Below are 1,322 nucleotides of genomic sequence, written 5' to 3' on the forward strand. Positions count from 1 at the left end.
CAGCTTCGAAAGCGTTATCAATTAAATTGCCAATAATCGTAATAAGATGGGACAAGCCGATATGTGCAGGAAGAGGCGCGAGTGAGCTGTTCTCATCAATAACCAGCTTGACCTTCTTTTCCGATGCCTTGCTTATTTTCCCTAACAAAATGGCCTGCACCTGCTGCGAATGGATGTTATGGAATAAAAGATCATGCTGTTCATTTTGTATCGCATATTCCTCTTTAATCAGATCAATGGCTTCATCATACTCCCCAAGCTCAAGCAGCCCTAAAATCGCATAAAGCTTATTTGAAAATTCATGAGTCTGCGCCCTGAGATCCTCTGAATATTTGCGAACCTCTGTCAATGTGTCAATCAGCTTCTTCAGCTCTGTTTTCTCCCTGAAGCTGACGACAATCCCATACGCCTGCCCGCCTTGATTCATCACTTTCGTATTGATAATAAACACTTGATCGTTGACGCTTACCTCCTGGTTCGGCAGCATTTCTCCTTGTTCAAGCACAGACATCAGCCCTGCTCCCGGCATGACGTCATCTATAGGAAGATGGGTCACAGGCTCGGGCAGCTTCAGCATCTCGGCCGCCGATACGTTCATCAAGGTGACGACGCCTTCACGATTGGTGGCAATAATCCCTTCTCGAATCGCGAAAAGCATTGCGTTCCTCTCACGATATAGAGCCGCGATCTCATGCGGTTCAAGCCCAAGCGTATCCTTTCTGATGCTTTTCGCCAGCACGGCGGCGCCAATAAATCCGAGCAGCAGTACAAGCACAGCAATCACACTCAAATTTCTCAAATGCTTTTTGATGCTTTGCTCTGTCTCCGTTTGCAGAAAATCAACAGACACGCTGCCGATCACTTGGCTGTATCCCTTCTGTTCTTTTATAATCGGCGCGCTCCCTCTGATCACTCTTCGTCCATCCGCTTTTGTTTCAGAAACATGCGAACCGCCAAACAAAATTTTTCTGCTGCGCTCCAGTTTCTTTAATCCGCTTTTTCCAGAGGCGCTGCGAATGTCTCCTTTTTCGTCCAAAACATAAATGGCAAACGCGCCAGTCTGTTCTTTGATTTGTTCAATGACCTCTTGCGTCTGAGCCGCATGTCCGCCTTTTCTCTCAATGAGCTCTTTAACCGGCGGCATATAGGAAATGGTTCTCGCCGTTTGAACCGCCAGCTGCTCTGCCTGTCTCCGTTCTCCCTGTGTATGCTGAACGGCTAACGTAACGGTCAGCACACCAATGACAAAAACCAGCAGAGCCGCAATCAGCCCCATTATTTTTGTTTGCAGGGAAAAATGGAACCGCTTTTTCACCACAGCA

1 protein-coding gene is annotated in these 1,322 nt (G+C 47.4%); it reads right to left on the reverse strand.

Annotated features, from left to right (window positions below; genetic code table 11):
- Window positions 1-1,318: two-component sensor histidine kinase CitS (gene yflR / locus ACWHAR_RS21635; RefSeq protein WP_452087789.1), on the reverse strand; the 1,318-nt coding region annotated here is incomplete at its 3' end.
- Between the last annotated feature and the right edge of the window lie 4 nt (window positions 1,319-1,322).

It is taken from the genome of Bacillus sp. LR--39 (genome assembly GCF_053613335.1).